General features: G+C 57.9%; 21 protein-coding genes and 1 tRNA gene. 9 read left to right on the top strand and 13 right to left on the bottom strand.

Annotated features, from left to right (window positions below):
• Positions 1-16 precede the first annotated feature (16 nt).
• Positions 17-101: transfer RNA gene (locus ACMYUN_RS20055), tRNA-Leu, on the top strand.
• Between the two features lie 183 nt (positions 102-284).
• On the opposite strand, the gene ACMYUN_RS20050 is transcribed toward ACMYUN_RS20055, so the two are convergent.
• Together ACMYUN_RS20050 and ACMYUN_RS20045 are read right to left on the bottom strand one after the other, a co-directional pair.
• A complete protein-coding gene (locus ACMYUN_RS20050; RefSeq protein WP_415761557.1) occupies positions 285-641 on the bottom strand; it encodes a hypothetical protein in 357 nt (118 codons plus the stop codon).
• Positions 642-812: 171 nt separating this feature from the next.
• Complete coding sequence (locus tag ACMYUN_RS20045) at positions 813-1,031, bottom strand: DUF6429 family protein (RefSeq protein WP_281876344.1); 219 nt, start codon at positions 1,029-1,031, stop codon at positions 813-815.
• Between the two features lie 221 nt (positions 1,032-1,252).
• Between ACMYUN_RS20045 and ACMYUN_RS20040 the strand changes: the two genes are divergently transcribed.
• Positions 1,253-1,582, top strand: coding sequence for a hypothetical protein (locus tag ACMYUN_RS20040; protein ID WP_415761556.1), 330 nt, complete (start codon positions 1,253-1,255; stop codon positions 1,580-1,582).
• 18 nt (positions 1,583-1,600) lie between these two features.
• Here the strand turns inward: ACMYUN_RS20040 and ACMYUN_RS20035 are convergent, their stop codons facing one another.
• Complete coding sequence (locus ACMYUN_RS20035) at positions 1,601-1,969, bottom strand: PH domain-containing protein (RefSeq protein ID WP_039761415.1); 369 nt, start codon at positions 1,967-1,969, stop codon at positions 1,601-1,603.
• Between the two features lie 45 nt (positions 1,970-2,014).
• Positions 2,015-2,764, bottom strand: coding sequence for a hypothetical protein (locus ACMYUN_RS20030; RefSeq protein ID WP_415761555.1), 750 nt, complete (start codon positions 2,762-2,764; stop codon positions 2,015-2,017).
• Positions 2,765-2,879: 115 nt separating this feature from the next.
• Here ACMYUN_RS20030 and ACMYUN_RS20025 point away from each other — a divergent pair, with 115 nt between their 5' ends.
• The 4 genes from ACMYUN_RS20025 (at position 2,880) to ACMYUN_RS20010 (ending at position 6,435) form a co-directional block, all read left to right on the top strand.
• The gene (locus tag ACMYUN_RS20025) at positions 2,880-3,245 is read left to right on the top strand and encodes a hypothetical protein (RefSeq protein WP_415761554.1); all 366 of its coding nucleotides are present in this window, start codon (positions 2,880-2,882) and stop codon (positions 3,243-3,245) included.
• A 100-nt stretch (positions 3,246-3,345) separates the two neighbouring features.
• On the top strand, positions 3,346-4,083 hold the full coding sequence (locus ACMYUN_RS20020) for a hypothetical protein (RefSeq protein ID WP_415761553.1): 738 nt from the start codon (positions 3,346-3,348) through the stop codon (positions 4,081-4,083).
• Positions 4,084-4,154: 71 nt separating this feature from the next.
• Positions 4,155-6,074: an alkaline phosphatase D family protein gene (locus ACMYUN_RS20015; protein ID WP_415761552.1), complete on the top strand. Its 1,920-nt coding sequence runs from the start codon at positions 4,155-4,157 to the stop codon at positions 6,072-6,074.
• A gap of 169 nt (positions 6,075-6,243) precedes the next feature.
• Positions 6,244-6,435 (top strand): type II toxin-antitoxin system Phd/YefM family antitoxin, encoded by a 192-nt coding sequence (locus tag ACMYUN_RS20010; RefSeq protein ID WP_129997634.1) that lies wholly within the window; start codon positions 6,244-6,246, stop codon positions 6,433-6,435.
• Here ACMYUN_RS20010 and ACMYUN_RS20005 read toward each other — a convergent pair whose 3' ends face one another.
• Positions 6,436-7,617, bottom strand: a complete 1,182-nt coding sequence (locus ACMYUN_RS20005) for an aspartate aminotransferase family protein (RefSeq protein WP_415761551.1) — start codon at positions 7,615-7,617, stop codon at positions 6,436-6,438.
• A gap of 102 nt (positions 7,618-7,719) precedes the next feature.
• Between ACMYUN_RS20005 and ACMYUN_RS20000 the strand changes: the two genes are divergently transcribed.
• From ACMYUN_RS20000 to ACMYUN_RS19990, 3 genes are all read left to right on the top strand, one after another.
• Positions 7,720-8,640, top strand: a complete 921-nt coding sequence (locus ACMYUN_RS20000) for a LysR family transcriptional regulator (protein ID WP_415761549.1) — start codon at positions 7,720-7,722, stop codon at positions 8,638-8,640.
• Between the two features lie 38 nt (positions 8,641-8,678).
• Positions 8,679-9,083, top strand: coding sequence for a GNAT family N-acetyltransferase (locus ACMYUN_RS19995; RefSeq protein WP_415761548.1), 405 nt, complete (start codon positions 8,679-8,681; stop codon positions 9,081-9,083).
• A 133-nt stretch (positions 9,084-9,216) separates the two neighbouring features.
• Positions 9,217-9,918 (top strand): hypothetical protein, encoded by a 702-nt coding sequence (locus ACMYUN_RS19990; protein ID WP_016773307.1) that lies wholly within the window; start codon positions 9,217-9,219, stop codon positions 9,916-9,918.
• 257 nt (positions 9,919-10,175) lie between these two features.
• Here the strand turns inward: ACMYUN_RS19990 and ACMYUN_RS19985 are convergent, their stop codons facing one another.
• The 8 genes from ACMYUN_RS19985 to hmpA all read right to left on the bottom strand — a co-directional run bounded on the left by ACMYUN_RS19985 (position 10,176) and on the right by hmpA (position 18,481).
• The gene (locus ACMYUN_RS19985; protein ID WP_016773306.1) at positions 10,176-10,667 is read right to left on the bottom strand and encodes a RidA family protein; all 492 of its coding nucleotides are present in this window, start codon (positions 10,665-10,667) and stop codon (positions 10,176-10,178) included.
• Between the two features lie 236 nt (positions 10,668-10,903).
• Entirely contained in the window at positions 10,904-11,791 is an 888-nt protein-coding gene (cyoE, locus tag ACMYUN_RS19980; protein ID WP_016773305.1) for a heme o synthase, read from the bottom strand.
• Between the two features lie 10 nt (positions 11,792-11,801).
• On the bottom strand, positions 11,802-12,137 hold the full coding sequence (gene cyoD / locus ACMYUN_RS19975) for a cytochrome o ubiquinol oxidase subunit IV (protein WP_011335842.1): 336 nt from the start codon (positions 12,135-12,137) through the stop codon (positions 11,802-11,804).
• The gene (gene cyoC / locus ACMYUN_RS19970) at positions 12,137-12,760 is read right to left on the bottom strand and encodes a cytochrome o ubiquinol oxidase subunit III (protein WP_415761547.1); all 624 of its coding nucleotides are present in this window, start codon (positions 12,758-12,760) and stop codon (positions 12,137-12,139) included. Before cyoC ends, cyoD begins: the two co-directional genes overlap by 1 nt.
• A 3-nt stretch (positions 12,761-12,763) precedes the next feature.
• Positions 12,764-14,794, bottom strand: a complete 2,031-nt coding sequence (gene cyoB, locus ACMYUN_RS19965) for a cytochrome o ubiquinol oxidase subunit I (RefSeq protein ID WP_039761405.1) — start codon at positions 14,792-14,794, stop codon at positions 12,764-12,766.
• A 3-nt stretch (positions 14,795-14,797) separates the two neighbouring features.
• Positions 14,798-15,739, bottom strand: coding sequence for a ubiquinol oxidase subunit II (cyoA, locus tag ACMYUN_RS19960; RefSeq protein WP_024014231.1), 942 nt, complete (start codon positions 15,737-15,739; stop codon positions 14,798-14,800).
• Positions 15,740-16,567: 828 nt separating this feature from the next.
• Positions 16,568-17,077: a disulfide bond formation protein B gene (locus ACMYUN_RS19955; protein ID WP_039761404.1), complete on the bottom strand. Its 510-nt coding sequence runs from the start codon at positions 17,075-17,077 to the stop codon at positions 16,568-16,570.
• A 222-nt stretch (positions 17,078-17,299) separates the two neighbouring features.
• On the bottom strand, positions 17,300-18,481 hold the full coding sequence (gene hmpA / locus ACMYUN_RS19950; RefSeq protein ID WP_039761403.1) for an NO-inducible flavohemoprotein: 1,182 nt from the start codon (positions 18,479-18,481) through the stop codon (positions 17,300-17,302).
• Between the last annotated feature and the right edge of the window lie 141 nt (positions 18,482-18,622).

Raw genomic sequence — 18,622 nt, 5'->3', positions numbered from 1 at the left:
ACTTCGCCGCCATTGAGCCCTGATGGCGGAATTGGTAGACGCGGCGGATTCAAAATCCGTTTTCGAAAGGAGTGGGAGTTCGAGTCTCCCTCGGGGCACCAACACAGAGAAAAAGGTCTTGCGAAAGCAGGGCCTTTTTTTTCGTCTGGTGGAAAGTGGTTGGTGCAATGCCGACCACTAAAGCCCCGCCCGACGATTGAGCTTGAAGCGACCTGAATCACCGCATAGGTGAAACAAAAGGTGGCTTTCACCATCGCGGAATACCAAACCGCGTGAAACCGTCCTCATAGCCTGGACGCTATCTCCTTCCACATGTAGTCATAGTTGTACTCCAACCAACGCACCAACAATCTGTCGTACTGCCTGCGAAACCAATTGCGCCGTCGCGCCGCGAGCCTCTCCTCTATCTCGGATCTAAGCCAATCAGGGTCAAATCCAGTCCATACAGTGGGCAGAACTGCAGCAATGTTTGTGAAACACGCTGGTGCTACTTCTGAATAAAAAATCTTGTAGAGCACCGCTGAATCAACGCCCTTGAGCTGACGAACGACGTAGTCGTAATCAGTGGGGAAATGATTGAAAGGCTCTGATAAGGCATCTCTGACCCTAGTCAGGTGTGGTTCATTCAGAAGATGTCCCAATGCAAAAATCCTCCGACTCCTTATCCAGTGACTCGCTACCGTTTCGCCTGCAGATCTGCTTGTAACCGCACCGACGACAATCGTATGCATATCGCCATGGCGAGTCATGGCCAAAACTGACGTCATCTTGCCGAGCAACAGCTCAAGTCCAGAATCGGGCGCTTGCCCAACCTATTCCTTAGCCCCAAACATCCGCTCAGCAATCTCCCGCCCCCGCTCCACCCCTTCCTTCGTCAACCATATCGACTTGTTCCTGTTCACCGGATTACTGATCAAACCCTGCGCGTGCAAGCGGTTCATGATTTCGAAGTCATAGCCCTTCCACGCATTGCCGTCGTCGGAGCTATAGGCTGCCAGGAGAGCAAGGACGGCGTCGTCGATCAGTTTCATGTCGTATTCCATGATGGTCACTCCGCTGATGTTCAGTGTTTGTAATCAAAGCGTCGTATCAAAGTGGATGTCAATGCTGCGCGAGCTTGTAGGTTTTAGATGCCCGATTGCTGGTTGCCTCGCATGCGATCCCCGCCCGTATAATCACGTCCGCACGTCAAACCTCCTCTGGCGTTTCGCGCATTGGTTTCAAGCCCTCCACTTCACTGACAGACATCCCCATGGAAACCTCACTGGAAACCGTCGCCCTTTTCTCCCTCAAACTCGCCTACGAAGAAGAGGGCCTGAGCCCGATCCTGCGCGATGACATGGTCATGGGCGATTACCAGAAAGATGTTTTCGAGTTACTGGTGAAACGCGGCGATGTCGAGGCCATTCAGTTCAAGATGAACGAATGCCTGAACCTGGCGCTGAATGCTTTGGGCGGGGTCGAGAAGCCGTTGGGGCGGGAGTTGTGCAAGTTGTCGGCGGAGTTGGCTCAGGCGCGGTCGCTGGAGCAGTTGGGTCAGCCGCTGCTCGCGCTGAAGCTGTATTTGCGCGACATTCTTTGAGTGCCGCGCAATCGATGCTTACAGCAGATAGCTCGAGATGTACTTGGAAATTTCCACCATCGAGGTCTTGCCGGTGAATTCGAATTTCACTTTGCCCAGCGACGAAAAGTAGATCTCGAGTTCCGAATCCAGATCGAAGGTGCCCGAAGTTTCCACGGAGTAGGCGACGATGTTTTTGTAGGGCAGTGAGGTGAAATCCTTTTTGCTGCCGGTGATGCCCTGGACGTTGACGGCGATGATGCGTTTGTTGGTGAAGACCACGCCGTCACGCATCGCTTTGTAGGAATCGATGACTTGTTCGCCTTCCAGTAGCAGCGCGGTGACGCGCTCGGCGTACTCATCGTTCTGCTTGAGTTTGAAGAAGCCTTTGTTATTGAAGTCGATCATGTGTCCATCCTCTTGCTTGAGAAAATATCCTGGTATTTCTTTAAATCAGCGACGTGCCTTCAGCACTCTAATATCCGTTGGAAAGCCGTCAGCGCCAGCCAGTTTTTTCAAGCCCATGTATTGAAACTCACCATTGGGATCAATGTAGTCGCCCTTCTCTGCTTGCCCGCCGCCAACTATCGCAACACGCTTCACTTCGCCGCAGCCGCCATCCGACGGTCGCACCGTGTAGATCACATAGGGCTTCACGTATTGCGTGGCGCGGAAGTATTGGCCGCAGATTTCGTCGACGGTGATCAGCATGGTTTTCAGGCGGGCTTCGCCGTCGGTGTCTTCGTGCAGTTTCAGAAAGGAGATGTCGCCGACGTCGCTGTAGCCGAGGGAACGGGCGCGTTGGTAGGCGGGGGAGTTCTGGTGCGCAATACGGCCCTCCTCCACACCCCGTTGCATTTGCGCGGCGAACTCGGCTTTGCCTTGGGCCAGGGTTGCCTCGGCGTGGGCGGCGACGTTTTCGCAGTGGGCGTACTCGCTGGAGTCGAGGTGTTGCGGTAGCAGGTTAAGGCGGCGCTCGTTCATGGAGGCGAGGCTGTCTTGCAGGCCCGACGTGGCTGCATAGGCAGCGGAGACGCGACCGCTCTGGACGTCGGCGATTGTCTCCTGCATCCGCTGGCAATTGGCGAGGTAGTAATTCCAGCTGGCTTGCGGGTGTTCTTGCGCGAAGCTGAAGGTCGGGGTGATGACGGCGACAAGGGTGAGGGCGCCGAGCAGTTGCAGCAAACGGGTTGTGGAAAACATGGGTAGTCCATTACAGAGAAGGCATGGCGCGACGCTACTATTTTGCTATCGTGCCGTCCACTCTCAACAGGCGAACAAGTTGTCGCCTCTGTCTCGTGGCAAGGAAAGAAATCCGATGGATGCTGTGTTGTGTTTGGTAGTCATGGCTGCAATGTGGTTCTGGGTGGTGCGCCAGCGCGGGCGATGGAATCTGTGGTTGGCGAACCTTGCCGGAGCGGGCAGCGCTGTGGTGATTGGCATTGTCTTCACACTGCTTTATGACGTGCTGTTCGGCACCACGATGGCAGCGCCCGGACTGCATAACAGCCTGGTGGTGTTCATGACCAGCGCGGGCGTTCTGGCGGGCGTGTGGTTGTGGATCGCCAAGCGTCGTCAGCCGGCGCATCCGGTTGCGCGTCAATTGCTCGCGGGGGTTTGTGGCTTCGCCGCCGGCATGATCACGTTGATGTTTCTGGCGGCGAATTATTTTCCGCAACCGTAGCCGGACGGCGCGTCTATTTTGCTATCTTGCCGCGCATCGTCGACGCTTGCTGATCGTCTCGCGCCGCGCTTGGATTGTTGAAAGTTAAGGAAAGGACCAAATGGAGTTTCTGCGTTTTCTGGCGTTCGTCGCTGTCTGGGGTTTCATGTGGCGCTGGGTGGTGAAGAACCGCGGCAGCTGGAATATTTTCTACGGCAACATCGTTGGCGCGGCGGGCGGCTTCATAGTCGGGCTGGTGATGTTGTCGATCACGTTTTCGCTGTTTCCTTCTTCGTTCGATCACGAGGCGGCGCAGGCGCAACACACGCCAGTCGTCGAGTCGACCTCTGTACTGCCTGAAGCCGAGGCAGTCACGTCCGCCACCGAGCTGAAAGATGCGCCGGTTTTTGCTGCCATCGAGGCGGACGACAAGCCTTCTCCCGCTGACTCCGCACTGCTGCCGAATTACGCCAGCCGGGCGCCGAAATCGATGCCGGTACAGACGGTGCTGGATCAAAGCGACTATGACGGTCGCATGGCTCTGGCCGCGCTGAACAAGAAGTTGCGCGGCGACGCACAGGCCGACAAATCGATGATCGCGTATGTCATGTGCAGCCCGTTTGTGACCAGCACCCTGCGTTATCCCGCTTCGGCGCGCTTTGCCGACAGCAAAGCGCTGGTCAGCCATCGCTACAAGGATCAGATCTACAGCTTCAGCAACAGCGTCACCGCGCGCAACATGAATGGCGACGATGTGACCTACCGTTTCGATTGTTCTGTACAAGAGCTGCCACGGGTTGATGCGACGGCCGGGGAATGGCGTTTGCTGGCGCTGACACTGCAAAAAGCCGACTCTTAAGGCTGATTTAAGGGATCAAGGCGCCGGCTGCGCTATCATCGCCGGCCTGTGCGCCTTGAACTTTATCCTCAATGTTTCCAACACCCGATAACCTGATCTCGCTGCCTCCTGTCCTGGCCGGCCCGTTGCTGCGGCGGCTGGAGCCGACGCGCGTGGTGCTGTGGCTGGTGGGCTCGCGTGAACTGGCGCTGACTTTGCGCCTGCAAGGTGTAGGAGATATTCCGCTCGATGCGCAGAAATGCACGGTCATTGCCGTAGGCCGTCATGCGTTCGTGCATCTGATCGACGTCCAACTTGAAAGCGCCCTGCCCTGCGACACGTTTATCGATTACGACCTGATGATCGATGACGCCATCGGTATGGCTGAGTGGGCGCCTCATCTGCTTTACCCCGGCGCTACCTGCGCGAACCTCGTCGTGCGTTCGCGGATCGACCAATTGCTCCACGGCTCCTGCCGCAAGCCGCATCACCCGGCAACCGATGGTTTGCTCTGCGTCGATCAATTGCTGGCCGACGAAACCGATGCGCTACGGCGCCCGGCGCTGCTGATGATGAGTGGTGATCAGGTCTATGCCGACGACGTCGCCGGGCCGATGCTTCGGGCGATTCATGCCTTGATCGAGCGTCTGGGTCTGTTCGACGAGCACCTTGACGGTGCCGTGGTCAGCGACAGCGCCAAGCTCTATGAGCACCCGGCCAGTTACTACCACCGTGCGGATTTGTTACCGGCGCTGGAGAGCAACGAGACCTTGCGCGAGCGATTTTTCGGTGGCGCGCGTAAGCCGATTTTCACCAGCAGCAGTGCCGACAATCACTTGGTGACGTTCGCCGAAGTCATGGCGATGTACATGCTGGTGTGGTCGCCGACGCCGTGGTCGCAGATCAATCCGAGCGCTCCGACGCTGACCCCGGAACGCCGCAAGCGCTACAACCTCGAGCACACGCGCATCGATGCCTTCAAGGCTGGCCTGGGCAACGTCGCGCGGGCGCTGGCGCATCTGCCGAGCCTGATGATTTTCGATGATCACGACATCACCGATGACTGGAATCTTTCTGCGCAGTGGGAGGAAACCGCCTACGGCCATCCGTTCTCCAAGCGCATCATTGGCAACGCGCTGATTGCTTATCTGTTGTGCCAGGGCTGGGGCAACAATCCGGACGCTTTCAAAGGAATGCTGGAGCAGACCGCGCAACTGAGTGCCAGCGGTGATGACGGCTATCTGGACATGCCGGTGCAGGATGATCTGATTGATCAGTTACTGCGTTTTCAGCAGTGGCATTTCGTGTTGCCGAGCACTCCGGCACTGGTGGTGATCGACACGCGCACCCGGCGCTGGCGTAGCGAGATGGCTCTCAAGCAACCGTCGGGCCTGCTCGACTGGGAAGCCTTGAGCGAACTGCAACAGGAACTGCTCGATCACCCGTCGGCAATCATCGTTTCGCCGGCGCCGATCTTTGGCGTGAAGCTGATTGAAACCGTGCAGAAGGTGTTCAGTTGGTGCGGTTACCCGCTACTGGTCGACGCGGAAAACTGGATGGCCCATCGCGGCGCAGCCCAGGTGATCCTGAACATTTTCCGACACTCGCGCACGCCCGGGAACTACGTGGTGCTGTCCGGCGATGTGCATTATTCCTTCGTCTACGAAGTCCTGATCCGCCACCGCAAGGCCGGCCCACGGATCTGGCAGATCACCAGCAGCGGCATCAAGAACGAATTCCCGCCAACGCTGCTGGAATGGTTCGACCGCCTCAACCGCTGGCTCTACTCACCGCGCTCGCCGTTGAACTGGTTCACCAAACGCCGGCTGATGCGCATCGTCCCGTACACGCCGGAACATGCCGAGGCCGGGGAGCGGCTGTGGAATTCGGCGGGGATCGGACAGGTGTTTTTCAATGAACAGGGGCAGCCGAGCGAGATTGTTCAGCACAACTCGAATGGGGCGGAGAAGACGAGGATGCTGGCGCCGGAGTTGGGAGATGGGCCAGACTGAAACCAGATCTGAGCATAGGTGGAGGGCCCGGCAACGGGCACTCCACCTGCTGACAATTACAGCAGATAAGGATTACAAGCCTCTCGGAAACGCCTCCGAAGTGCTTAAGTGATACTGGGCGCAATCACAGTCGACCTCGCTGTGTACCAACCTCTCGCAGGCCCACATCATGCAAACCATCACCTTCAGCAAAACCACAGCTCACCTGGCCTTGTCGATGGACCAAGCAACCAATGATCGCGAACCGTTGCTGATTACCAGGCGCGGTGCCGAACCGGTTGTGATGATAGGTCTGACTGACTATGAGTCACTTTTGCGGACAGTCAATTCGCCGTCCTTACCAGACACTCCGCAGCAGTGATTATGCAGATAGGGCTGACGACAACGTCCGCCCGACCCCTCTGACAATCATCCCCACCTCGCGCTCATCAATCGTCAACGGCGGCAGCAACCTGATGGTCTTGCCACGAGTCACGTTGATCAACAAGCCGTGATCCCGCGCAGCGATCAGCGGCAGGTCGCGCACCGGTTGTTTCAGCTCGATGCCGATCATCAGGCCCTGCCCCCGGATTGCCAGCACGTTCGGGTTGTCTGCCAATTCAGCGCGCAAGCGTTCCAGCAGCCGTGCGCCCTGCACCCGCGCATTCTCCAGCAAACCTTGTTCTTCGATGATGTCCAGCACCGTGCAGCCGACCCGGCAGGCCAGTGGATTGCCGCCGAAGGTACTGCCGTGGCTGCCCGGGGTGAACAGGTCGGCCGCGCGGCCACGGGCCAGGCAGGCGCCGATCGGCACGCCATTGCCGAGGCCTTTGGCCAGGGTCATGACATCGGGCACGATGCCTTCGTGCTGAAAGGCGAACCACTGCCCGGTGCGGCCGATGCCGGTCTGGATTTCATCGAGCATCAGCAGCCACGCGTGGCGATTGCACAGGTCGCGCAGGGCCTTGAGATAACCCGGCGGTGCGACTTGTACGCCGCTTTCGCCCTGGATCGGTTCGACCAGAATCGCCACGATGCGCGCGCCGTGTTTGCGCTGTATTTGCTCCAGAGCCGCGAGATCGCCGAACGGCACTTTGACGAAGTCCCCTGGCAGTTCGTTGAAGCCCAGGCGCACCGCCGGGCCATCGCTGGCGGACAAGGTGCCGAGGGTGCGGCCATGAAACGCGTTGGCCATGACCACCACCAGCGGCTGCTCGATGCCTTTGCGCCAGCCGTACAGGCGCGCCAGTTTTAGCGCCGTCTCGTTCGCTTCGGCGCCGGAGTTGTTGAAAAACGCGCGCTCCATCCCCGACAACGCCGTCAGCCGTTTGGCCAGCTGTAGTTGCCAGTCGATGCTGTACAGGTTTGAGGTGTGCAGCAGCAGCCCCGCTTGCTCGCTGATCGCCGCGACGATGCGCGGATGCGAGTGGCCAACGTTGGTCACTGCCACACCGGCAACGGCATCCAGATATTCGCGCCCCGCCTGATCCCACAGGCGCGTGCCCAGGCCCTTGATGAAACTCAGGGCCAGTGGTTGGTAGGTGTTCATCAGGGCGGCGGTCATGACGTGAAACTCCATTGCAGGTCGGTGTTTTTGCAGTATGGTTAGCCACCTGAGCTGGATAAACCCGGAAAAACTTCAATCATTTAACAGTCGAGCTTGATAATGGATTTGTTTCAGTCGATGGGCGTCTACGTCAAAGTGGTGGAAACCGGGAGCATGACGGCCGCCGCTGCGAAGTGCGAAATGTCGACGACGATGGTAGGCAACCATCTGCGTGCACTGGAGCAACGGCTCGGCGTGCAATTGCTGCAACGCACCACGCGCCGCCAGCGCCTCACAGAATTCGGCAGCGTCTATTATCAACGCTGCCTGGAAGTGCTTGGCCTGGTGGCCGACTCTGAACGCCTTGCCGAACAAGCGTCGGACGAGCCGCGCGGCTTGCTGCGTATCACTGCGCCGCTGACCTTCGGCGTCGAACGACTGACCCCGGCCCTCAGCGAATACTCCTTGCTCTATCCGCAAGTGAAGCTCGACGTGGTGCTGACCAACAGCCGCCCGGATCTGCTGGAGAACGGCCTCGATGTTGCGTTTCGGCTGGGCAATTTCGACCAATCCAACCTGATCGCCCGCCCCCTGATCGACTACACCCTGACGGTCTGCGCCTCCCCTGATTACATCGCGCGGCGCGGCATGCCGCAGACGCCACAGGATTTGCAGCAACACGATTGCCTGTCCTTCGCCTACCCGGCTGGAGATGACTGGCAATCGGTGGAAAAACGCTGGCGTCTGAGCGGCCCGGAAGGTGAAGTCCTCGTCGACGTCAGCGGGCCGATGCTGATCAACAGCTCCGCCGGTTTGCACCAGGCGGCGCGCAACGGCATGGGCATCATGATGCTGCCCGACGCGCTGGTGGAGCAGGATCTGCGCGACGGCAAACTGATCAGGGTAATGACGGACTACCAACCGCCGAGCAGGCCGATGCATCTGTTGTATGCGCAGGATCGCTATCGGTTGCCGAAGCTGAGACGGTTTGTCGAGTTTGCGATGCGTACTTGGGGGAAACCTGACGTCGGCCGGCCGTAATCATTCACGATGGAAATTGATAAGGACTTGAACATCCCATGAACGACAGCCTTACCGTGCGCGACTTGCATCCCGGCGAAACAGAACCGGCAAGGCTGTTTCTCAGCCAGCATGGCTGGGGCCATCGCATTGGCGATGCCGAATCTTTTGCTCGCTTGATTCACAATTCGCAGCGCGTAGCTGTTGCGCTCTTAGGCGAGCAAATTGTCGGTTTCGCTCGAGCAATTACCGATGAGGTCTCCAACGGCTATCTGTCTATGGTGGTGGTCGATGATCAGCATCGGCGCAAAGGAATCGGGCGGGCACTGGTGGAGTACGTCATAGGTGACAACCCGGACATCACCTGGGTGCTGCGCGCTGGACGCGAAGGCGCTGAAGCTTTTTTCGCCGGCCTGGGCTTCCAGACCTCAGTCATTGCCATGGAACGTCAGCGCCGCGAATAGCGCGCAGTGGAAAAACCCCGACCACCAGACCGTTGCTCCGTGACAACGCCGCCCCGCTCCCCTAAATTAGTCGGCCTGAAAAAGACCTCGTGCTTTCTCGCCCCAACTCAAGTTAAAAAGTAGTGAAATTTCAATGTCCGATTTCAACACCGCTGAATCCGTAGTCACCCAGTCGTCCAAAGCGGAATACGAAAACTCCATCAATCTTTCACAACACCTGCCTCAAGCCAAAATCATCAGCGAGATGGTCCTCGACGCGTTCCAGTCGACCCGCGAGAGCGACCAGATCCGCGAATTGCGTGCGGCGATCCGTCAGGCGCATGACAGCTTTGATGACGACAAGGCGTACGAGCTGATGGGCGAACTCAAGCGCCTGAAAGACGCCGAGGCAGCCGACATTGCCGCGCTGGAAGATCTGAGCAGCAAGTTCTCGATCGGGCGCATTCTGTCCAGCTTCAAGGACGATCCGGCGTTTCAGGAAATCGTTTACGGTCTGGCGCTGAAAGTGCTGAATCAGACCCATCAGGCGATCAGCAACCCGAGCGGCGGCAAGAGCAAGGCCGCCAAAAAGAAAGAAGTGGAAATCTTCACCATCAGCAAGGACGGCGCCAGCGTAACCCTGCCGATGCGCACCCCGCGTTCACGTCTGAACGTTGATCGTGAGGCACTGGAATTCCTCGGTTTCACCTTCGTGGGTGAAGGCGATGAAGCCGAGCTGGAGAGCGAAACCTTCGTCGATAACGCCGGCACGGAACAGGCGGTGAACCGCAAGAACATCATCACTGCCCTGCAGCAGCAGACGGCGTTTGACGGGTATAGCATCGCGGCGCAGTAATCTGCCAAGCGCTTGCGAAAAAGCCCCGCACTGAGATTCAGGCGGGGCTTTTTGTTGTCCGGCTTGTGATTCGTGAGGAGGCGAAAATCGTCGCCCCTCACCCCAGCCCTCTCCAGAGGGAGAGGGAGCCGACTTGTGTGATTTTCAAACCTGAGTTCGGCCCGGTATTTCAGGTCGGCGTATATCTTGAGAGCCCCTCAGTCAGTCCCCTTTCCCTCCGGGAGAGGGTCAGGGTGAGGGCGAACCGCTAACCCCCCTCAAGCCGAAGGATGCAAAGCCGCAATCATGTCCACTTCAATCGCCGCATTCTTCGGCAACTGATACACGCCAATGGTCGTGCGCGTATGCCGCCCAGCATCGCCCAGCACATGGCTGAACACGTCCGAAGCGCCGTTGGCCACTTCGCTCAGGTCGACAAAGTCCGCCGTCGACTTCACATACACCGTGACCCGCAACAACGCGCGGATCTTGTCCAGCGAACCCACCGCATCGACAATCAGCGCCAGGCAACGCATGGCGCTGATGCTTGCGGCGGCTTGCGCATCCTTGAGGTTCAATTCCAGCCCCACGCGACCGGGATAGAGAATCTTGCCATTGACCCGCGGCACCATGCCGCTGATGTAGAGCTCGTCGTGATGACGGATCAGCGGCGCGTAATTGCCACCGGCGGTGTTCTCGCCATAGATGTCGTAGTTGAGTTCTTCGGCCAGGGCGATAAAGCGCTCATCGCAGGTCATCCGTTCGGTCATTGCGCCCAGCCTTTTGATCAATGCACGGGTTGAGACAGTCGAGCACCGAAGGATGGCTTGGAGCTACTACTGTCGGGGTTGGATCCGAATCTAGGTCTTTTACCGAATGGCCGCAACCGCAAACTGTGGGAGCGAGCCTGCTCGCGAATGGCAGCACCCCGAACGAGCATATTTCAGCCAACAAAAAACCCCGCACATCTCTCAACGTGCGGGGTTTTTCCTGAAGCTTGCAAACCTTACGGCGCGTACGTCAGCAACAGCTCTGTCGGCACCTTGAAGTCCAGGGACATCATGACGCTCAACGCAGTGATGGTGAAGATCGAGAACACGAACAGCTTGCGTGCCCAGACGGTGTCATCGACTGCCTTGTAGCCGGTCCAGGCCATGTACAGCCAGTACATGCCCATGGCGGCGGCGACGGCGAGGTAGCTCATGCCGGCGTAGCCGCTGAAGGTCAGCATCAAGGTCGCCACGAGGAACGCCAGGATGTAGAGCAGGATGTGCTTCTTCGCCACTTGAATGCCGCGTTTCACTGGCAGCACCGGAATCGAGGCGGCCAGGTAATCATTGAAACGGAAAATCGCGATGGCGTAGGAATGCGGCATCTGCCACAGGCTGAACATCACCAGCAGGGTCAGTGCGGCCATGTCGAAGCTGTTGGTCACGGCAACGTAACCAATCACTGGCGGCATGGCGCCCGACAGACTGCCCACCAGCGTGCCGTGAACCGACTTGCGCTTGAGGTACAGGCTGTAGAAGCCGACGTAGATGATGAAGCCGATTACCGCGAACAAGGCAGCCAACGGGTTGGCCACCTTGTACAACAAGGCAACGCCGAGAACACCCAGAATGGTCGCGTAAACCAGGGCCAGTTTCAGGGAGATGAGGCCCTGAACCAGCACACGATTCTTGGTGCGTTCCATCTTCAGGTCGATGTCGCGGTCGATGCAGTTGTTGAACACGCAACCGGAGGCCACGACCAGGGAAGTACCGATCATGGCGGCCAGAAACACCGCCAGATCGACATGCCCTTTCGAGGCCAGGAAGAACCCGCCTGCCACAGAAAGCACGTTACCGAAAATGATCCCCGGTTTGGTGATTTGGATAAAGTGCTTGAGCGACATCGGGTCTACCTCACTTCGCCATCATGTACGTGTGGATGCTGAACATGATCCACAGCGACAGGCCAACCAGCAGCACGATCACGATCGCCGTAAAGACGAATGCGATCACGTTGTTACGCTGTGCAATGGAACGGTCCAGGTGCAGGAAGTAATACAGGTGAACGATCACCTGGATCACTGCGAACAGCAGAACGATTGCCAGCGTCGTCGACTTCGGCAGGGTCGGGTACATCACCAGACCGAACGGAATGACGGTCAGGATTACCGACAGGATGAAGCCGATGGCGTACGACTTGACGCTGCCGTGGCCAGCATCGTGGCTGTCATGGGAGTGTGCATTAGCCATTACAGAGTCCCCATCAGGTAAACAACGGTGAAGACGCAAATCCAGACCACGTCCAGGAAGTGCCAGAACAGGCTCAGGCAGCTCAGACGGGTCTTGTTGGTCGACGTCAGGCCATGCTTGTTGACCTGATACATCATGATGCCCATCCAGATCAGACCGGCCGAAACGTGCAGACCGTGGGTACCGACCAGGGTGAAGAACGCCGACAGGAAGCCCGAACGGCTAGGACCGAAGCCCTCGGAGATCAGCAGGTGGAACTCGTTGATCTCCATGGCGATGAAGCCCGCGCCGAGCAGGAAGGTCATGAACAACCAGCCCAGGACCGCCTGCTTCTTGCCCTTGTACAACGCCAGCATGGCGAAGCCGTAGGTGATCGAACTGAACAGCAACAGAGCGGTTTCGCCCAGCACGTATGGCAGTTCGAAGATGTCGTGGCCCGACGGGCCACCGGCAACGTTGTTTACCAGTACTGCGTACACCGCGAAGATCGACGCAAACAGAATGCAGTCGGTCATCAGGTAGAGCCAGAAACCGTATACGGTCATCTCGCCCGAGTCGTGGTGATGGTCATCGTGCCCATGTTCACCATGGGCGTGTCCAACATTGGTCACTAAGTTCGACATGGTTTAAGCCTGTTCCAACGAGGTTTCAACACGGGTGGCATTGGCCGGGATTTTCCCTGCCGCGACCAGACGCTTGTGCTGCTCGGCTTCGATACGCTCGATCGTTTCAACCGGAACCATATAGCCCTGGTCGTCACGTGCAGCGTGGATCACGAAGTAAACGACGGTGCCCACCAGGCTCGCGATCGCCAGCCACCAGATGTGCCAGATCATCGCGAAACCGAAGACGGTCAACAGCGCGCCCATCACCACGCCAGTGGCGGTGTTGTTCGGCATGTGGATCGGCTCGTACTTGGCCGGACGCTGGTACGCAGTACCGTTTTCCTTGGCTTCGGTGAACGGGTCGATGCAGTCAGCCTTAGGCAGCACAGCGAAGTTGTAGAACGGTGGTGGCGACGAGGTCGACCATTCCAGGGTGTGTGCATTCCACGGGTCACCGTGATCGCAAACGTTCTCTGGCTTGTTGCGGTCACGCACACTGACGTACAGCTGGATCAGTTGGCAGGCGATACCGGCAGCAATCATCACCGCACCGAACATGGCAACGTACAGGTACGGTACCCACTCAGGGTTGGTGGTGGCGTTCAGACGACGGGTCATGCCCATGAAGCCCAGTGCATAGAGCGGCATGAACGCGACGAAGAAGCCCGAGATCCAGAACCAGAACGCTGCTTTACCCCAGCCTTCGTGCAGCTTGAAGCCGAACGCTTTCGGGAAGTAGAACGCGAAGCCAGCGATGTAACCGAATACCGCACCGCCGATGATCACGTTGTGGAAGTGCGCGATCACGAACAGGCTGTTGTGCAGCACGAAGTCAGCACCCGGGATGGCCAGCAGTACGCCGGTCATGCCGCCGATGGCGAAGGTCACCATGAAGCCCAGCGTCCACATTACCTGGCTGGTGAAGCGCAGACGGCCCTGGTAAATGGTGAACAGCCAGTTGAACAGCTTCACACCCGTCGGGATGGAAATCAGCATCGTCGCCAGACCGAAGAAGGCGTTGACGCTTGCACCCGAACCCATGGTGAAGAAGTGGTGCAGCCAGACCATGAAGCCCAGTACCGAGATCGCGCCCGAGGCGTAGATCATCGAGTGGTGGCCGAACAGTTTCTTGCCGGTGAACGCCGAGATCACTTCCGAGAAGATGCCGAAGGCCGGCAGGATCAGGATGTAAACCTCAGGGTGGCCCCACGCCCAGAACAGGTTGACGTACATCATCGGATTGCCACCAAGTTCATTGGTGAAAATGTGGAAATCCATGTAACGGTCAAGGGTCAGCAGTGCCAGGGTAGCGGTCAGGATCGGGAACGAAGCCACGATCAGAACGTTTGCCCAGGTGCAGGTCCAGGTGAAGATCGGCATGTCCATCAGTTTCATGCCAGGGGTACGCATTTTCAGTACGGTCGCGAGGAAGTTGACCCCGGTTAACGTCGTACCCAATCCGGATAGCTGTAGCGCCCAGATGTAGTAATCCATACCCACGCCAGGACTGTATTGCAGACCCGACAGCGGCGGATACGCAACCCAACCGGTCTTGGCGAATTCACCGATACCCAGCGACAGGTTGATCAGCACAACGCCGGACACCAGCAGCCAGAAGCTCAGGGAGTTCAGGAACGGGAACGCAACGTCACGCGCACCGATCTGCAGCGGCACTGCAAGGTTCATCAGGCCGGTGAAGAATGGCATCGCCATGAAGATGATCATGATCACACCGTGAGCGGTGAAGATCTGGTCATAGTGTTCAGGTGGCAGGTAGCCAGGCGAACCCTCGGTGGCCATGGCCAGCTGGGTACGCATCATGATCGCGTCGGCAAAGCCGCGCAGCAGCATGACCATGGCGACGATGATGTACATCACGCCGATTTTCTTGTGGTCGACCGAAGTCAGCCACTCGGTCCACAGGTACGTCCACTTCTTGAAGTAAGTGATCGCAGCGAACAGCGCCAGACCACCGAGGGCGATCATGGCGATGGTCACCATCACGATCGGCTCGTGGAATGGGACTGCTTCCCAACTTAATTTACCAAACATCGTTTACTCCTCTGCCCCGGCAGCTGAATGCGAACCCGCGTCAATATCCGTGGCCGCCACTTCTTTCTCTTTCTTCTCGTGCTTCAGCGGCTTGCCCGGCTTCATACCTTCGTACTTGTCGACGATGATCTGGAACTGGTTCGGCGTGACCGACGAGTAGAGTTCGACTGGGTTGTTCTGGCTCGGTTTGGCCAGGGCCGCGTATTCAGCCTGATCAAGCTGTTTAGGCGACTTCTTGACTTCACTTACCCAGGCGTCGAAATCTTCCTGAGTGGTGGAGATAGCCTTGAATTTCATACCGGTGAAACCGGCACCGCTGTAGTTGGCGGAGATACCGTCCATTTCAGCGTTGCGGTCAGCGATCAGGTGCAGCTTGGTCTGCATGCCCGCCATCGCGTAGATCTGGCCGCCCAGGCCCGGGATGAAGAACGAGTTCATCACGGCGTCGGAGGTGATCTTGAAGTTGATTGGCGTGTGCGCCGGGAACACGATCTTGTTGACCGTGGCAATGCCTTGTTCCGGATAGATGAACAGCCACTTCCAGTCCAGCGCGACGACTTCGATGGTCACCGGCTTGACGTCAGACTCGATCGGACGATACGGGTCCAGCTCGTGCGTCGAGATGTAAGTGATGTAACCCAGGGCGATGATGATCAGCACCGGGATGGTCCATACGGCCACTTCGATCTTGGTCGAGTGCGACCACTTCGGCGTGTAGACGGCGTTTTTGTTCGAAGCGCGGTACTTCCAGGCAAACAGGAAGGTCATGACGATGACCGGCACGACGACCAACAGCATCAGCAGCGTGGCGGTGATGATCAGGTTGCGCTGTTCCAGGCCGACCTGGCCCGTTGGATTGAGCAAGGTCATGTTGCAGCCTCCCAGCAACAACGTGCCGAGCAGCGGCACTAGGCCTAGTAATCTGGGGTACCTGTTTTTACTCATCTCACGACCTCTAAAGCAGCTTGCGCAATGCAGTTGGGTTTTGATCGCCAACACTTCACCCTGCCAAGGGTTGGCATTTTCTTTGGATTGAATAAGGGCCGCCCGTCGCGCGTCACACGCTCGACAAAACCTTGGGACAGCGTTCAGTTCTTATTCGAATTCGTGGTCAAAGGCCTTGTTACAGACCAATTCCATTTGGTGCGGAAAATTGGAAAGGCACCGACACCAGGGTGTCTTTGAAAACCTCACGGCTCGCTCGACACCCGACCTCCTGATCAGTTCCTTGATAAAGGCTGAACAGCGCCGGGAATTCAGTGCGGGCGATTGTAGATAGGTAGCGCCCTATACACCATGTCTTATCCCGAAATAATTTTTATCACTCAGAGCAACAATCCATCGCCATTTTTGCAAAAGTTGCGCAAGTTATCGAAAGCGTTTCTCAATGAAAGCGGCAAAATCCGCAAGCGTAACCGCCTCAAATCAGACAGTTCCGCGGGCTCTCTACAGGCGCCTGTTCGGCGCAAAGCCCGATGTTCCAAGGGCTTCGCCCACATGCCGGCGCCTGTTAAAATTGCCTGATCTGGCACATCCGTTCTGAAGCCCGAAAACGTTGAAACTGGCCAATGTTTTTATGTAACAGGCGACCAATCTGCCGCTTCGCCAGCCTCTGCGACAGCCCGTGTGTGACAACATGTCGCACACTTGCCGCACACTTCATTGCCGTTCGTCACGGTGTTTTCACAAACACCCTGAAATGCAAAACGCCTCGATTTTCATCAGCGAAAATCGGGGCGTTTTGTTTATCGGCAGCTCTGCCGAGAAGTTGACTCAGCGCAGCGCTTTTCGATTACGCGAAGTCAGCAACGGCACCAGAATGACCACCAGCACGAACGCCACCAGCGCCCATTGCGCCAGCGACAGACCGAGGATCGGCGGATACGGCGTCGAGCAGAAACCGTCAACCTGGAAGCCCAGCGGGAAGATCTTTGCCAGCGGCAAATCATCGACAATTGGCTGCAGCACATCGACGCCACAACTTACCGCCGGATAGAACTGCGTATAGACGTGATGCCCGGCCACCGCGACCCCGGCCAGCGCACAGATCACCACCAGCGTCTCGAACACGGTGATGCTGCGACGGCTGCGCATGCCCGCGCCGATGAAGGCGAACAGCGCAATCAGCAACAACGCATAGCGCTGCAGAATGCAGAGCGGGCACGGTGCCTCACCCAACACGACCTGCATGTACAACGCGCCGCCGATCAACGCCAGGCAGATGATCCCCAGCAGCACCAGATAGCGCCGCTCACGTCCCAACCGCATCGTTTCCTCGCTCATTGCCTTTCCCTTGTAAGTCCATGGTCCAGCCGGCCGGCGGCTGGAATTGTCGCAAGTCTACACCGGGGCAATAAACGATAGAGCGGTTAAGGAATGATTAACCAACCTGGCTTTGCGGCGCGCAGGAGATTCGCGAGCAGGCTCGCTCCCACAATGGATCTGCGTCGGGCGCAAATCCTGTGGGAGCGAGCCTGCTCGCAAACGAGACAACTCGGTTTCAGATCACTCCAGAGCAGCAGCCGGCCCGAAGAATTCGTAGCGGCTCTGTTTCTCCGGCACGCCCAAGGCTTTCAGGTGCCGCTTGATCGCGCCCATGAATCCTTTAGGGCCAAGGAAATAGGCATCGACATCACGCTGCGCCGGCAGCCACTCGCCAAGCAATTCCTCGCTGAGCATACCGACCCTGTCCGCCGCCGGGCTCACGCCGTCTTCTTCGGCGTAGCAATAGAAGCGCTTGAGTTGCGGATGACGCGCCGCCAGCCCATCGACCCAATCACGGAACGCATGGACGCTGCCATTGCGCGCGCAGTGGATAAAGTGCACCGGACGTTCGGTCGCCAGCGCGGCTTCCAGCATCGCCAGCGTCGGGGTGATGCCGACGCCGCCGCTGATCAGCACCAGCGGCTTGTCGCTGGCCGCCAGGGTGAATTCGCCCGACGGCGGGAACAGCTGAATGCTCGAGCCGACGTGCAGTTGATCATGCAGGTAGTTGGACGCGCGACCATTCGGTTCACGCTTGACGCTGATGCGGTACTGGCCGTTATTGGCCAGGGCCGACAGCGAATAGTTGCGGCGGATTTCTTCGCCGTCGAGGATCAGTTTCATGCCGATGTACTGACCCGGTTCGGCCGCAAGAATCGGCCCTTTGTCTGCCGGTTCGAAGTAGAACGAGGTGATTTCCGCGCTCTCTTGCACTTTCGCCGCGACGATGAATTCCCGCGCACCGCGCCAGCCGCCGACGGCATGTTCCTTCTGGTCGTAGATCGCGGTTTCCGCGCCGATCAGGATGTCGGCCAGTTGCCCGTACGCAGCGCCCCAGGCACTCATCACCTCAGGCGTGGCGATCTCTTCGCCGAGCACTTCGGAAATGGCGCGCAGCAAGCAAGTGCCGACGATCGGGTAATGCTCCGGCAGAATCTGCAGGGCAACGTGCTTATTGATGATCTTCGCCACCAGGTCACCCAACTGGTCGAGCTGATCGATATGCCGGGCATACATCAGCACGCCGTTGGCCAAGGCACGGGGCTGATCGCCACTCGCCTGGTGCGCCTGATTGAACAGCGGGCGTACTTCTGGGTATTCGGAGAGCATCATGCGGTAGAAATGCGTGATCAACGCCTCGCCGCCGCTTTCCAGCAGAGGCACGGTGGATTTGACGATGGCACGATCCTGGACGCTAAGCATAAGGGTGACTCCTGCGCTTTCTTGAAAGATTGCCTTAGCGGTATCAGCTTTCATGCCAACTAATTAATCCTTTGAATTCAACTGGTTGAAATTTGCATAGTCATTTCGACACAGATGAACGTATAGTCATCTCGACTACAC

Origin of the sequence: Pseudomonas sp. CP4, from assembly GCF_047758505.1 — a bacterium.
GTDB lineage: Bacteria > Pseudomonadota > Gammaproteobacteria > Pseudomonadales > Pseudomonadaceae > Aquipseudomonas > Aquipseudomonas fluorescens_AO.
The sequence above is the reverse complement of the archived record's forward strand: the minus strand, read 5'-3'. Positions and strand labels throughout refer to the sequence as shown.

Bases quoted from the DNA above. Each gene is read 5' to 3' on its own strand.
- cyoB (WP_039761405.1), bottom strand. From the start codon at position 14,794: ATGTTTGGTAAATTAAGTTGGGAAGCAGTCCCATTCCACGAGCCGATC.
- ACMYUN_RS20020 (WP_415761553.1), top strand. From the start codon at position 3,346: ATGGAGTTTCTGCGTTTTCTGGCGTTCGTCGCTGTCTGGGGTTTCATG.
- cyoA (WP_024014231.1), bottom strand. From the start codon at position 15,739: ATGAGTAAAAACAGGTACCCCAGATTACTAGGCCTAGTGCCGCTGCTC.
- cyoD (WP_011335842.1), bottom strand. From the start codon at position 12,137: ATGGCTAATGCACACTCCCATGACAGCCACGATGCTGGCCACGGCAGC.
- ACMYUN_RS20040 (WP_415761556.1), top strand. From the start codon at position 1,253: ATGGAAACCTCACTGGAAACCGTCGCCCTTTTCTCCCTCAAACTCGCC.
- ACMYUN_RS19995 (WP_415761548.1), top strand. From the start codon at position 8,679: ATGAACGACAGCCTTACCGTGCGCGACTTGCATCCCGGCGAAACAGAA.
- ACMYUN_RS20005 (WP_415761551.1), bottom strand. From the start codon at position 7,617: ATGACCGCCGCCCTGATGAACACCTACCAACCACTGGCCCTGAGTTTC.
- ACMYUN_RS20045 (WP_281876344.1), bottom strand. From the start codon at position 1,031: ATGAAACTGATCGACGACGCCGTCCTTGCTCTCCTGGCAGCCTATAGC.
- ACMYUN_RS19955 (WP_039761404.1), bottom strand. From the start codon at position 17,077: ATGAGCGAGGAAACGATGCGGTTGGGACGTGAGCGGCGCTATCTGGTG.
- ACMYUN_RS20010 (WP_129997634.1), top strand. From the start codon at position 6,244: ATGCAAACCATCACCTTCAGCAAAACCACAGCTCACCTGGCCTTGTCG.
- ACMYUN_RS20000 (WP_415761549.1), top strand. From the start codon at position 7,720: ATGGATTTGTTTCAGTCGATGGGCGTCTACGTCAAAGTGGTGGAAACC.
- cyoE (WP_016773305.1), bottom strand. From the start codon at position 11,791: ATGTCGCTCAAGCACTTTATCCAAATCACCAAACCGGGGATCATTTTC.
- ACMYUN_RS20015 (WP_415761552.1), top strand. From the start codon at position 4,155: ATGTTTCCAACACCCGATAACCTGATCTCGCTGCCTCCTGTCCTGGCC.
- ACMYUN_RS20030 (WP_415761555.1), bottom strand. From the start codon at position 2,764: ATGTTTTCCACAACCCGTTTGCTGCAACTGCTCGGCGCCCTCACCCTT.
- ACMYUN_RS19985 (WP_016773306.1), bottom strand. From the start codon at position 10,667: ATGACCGAACGGATGACCTGCGATGAGCGCTTTATCGCCCTGGCCGAA.
- ACMYUN_RS20035 (WP_039761415.1), bottom strand. From the start codon at position 1,969: ATGATCGACTTCAATAACAAAGGCTTCTTCAAACTCAAGCAGAACGAT.
- hmpA (WP_039761403.1), bottom strand. From the start codon at position 18,481: ATGCTTAGCGTCCAGGATCGTGCCATCGTCAAATCCACCGTGCCTCTG.
- ACMYUN_RS19990 (WP_016773307.1), top strand. From the start codon at position 9,217: ATGTCCGATTTCAACACCGCTGAATCCGTAGTCACCCAGTCGTCCAAA.
- ACMYUN_RS20025 (WP_415761554.1), top strand. From the start codon at position 2,880: ATGGATGCTGTGTTGTGTTTGGTAGTCATGGCTGCAATGTGGTTCTGG.
- cyoC (WP_415761547.1), bottom strand. From the start codon at position 12,760: ATGTCGAACTTAGTGACCAATGTTGGACACGCCCATGGTGAACATGGG.